Below are 503 nucleotides of genomic sequence, written 5' to 3' on the forward strand. Positions count from 1 at the left end.
CTGGTAGAGCGTCTGGCTGACGGTCACCGGCACGATCTGCGGCATGACGCCGAAGCGCTGCACGGCGATCGGCGAGGCGCCGACCGAACGCACACCCTCGCGCGGCTTGTTGTCGATATTCTCCAGGCCTTCGGAATAGAGCTTGCCGAGCGTGCCGGTCTCGGTGAGGAAGATCGCGCCCGAGCCGGAAAGCGGGCCGGGGCCGAAGGCGCGGGTGAGGAACAGCGCCCAGATCAGCATGTCGACGGAGCGCAGGAAATCGAAGAAGCGCTTCAGCGCCGTGTTCAACGCGCGGTTCGACGTGATGTTGCGGGCGGCGAGGAAAGCGAGCGGGAAGGCGAAGATCGCCCCCAGCAGGGTGCCGAGGAAGGCCATGATGATGGTCTCGAACATCTTGGTCCAGACATCGCCGTGCTGCCAGGCATTGTTGTTCCAGATGTTGTCCCAGGCCAGTGACAGGTTGGACTGGTCGGGGTCGATGCGGGGACCGGATACGATCAGGC

General features: G+C 64.6%; 1 protein-coding gene. It reads right to left on the reverse strand.

Features of this window, described 5'->3' with window-relative positions; translation table 11 throughout:
• On the reverse strand, window positions 1-503 hold a 503-nt coding region (locus AC1D0P_RS28460), incomplete at both ends, for a PhnE/PtxC family ABC transporter permease (RefSeq protein ID WP_477679800.1).

Source organism: Polaromonas sp. P1_G2 (assembly GCF_056405515.1).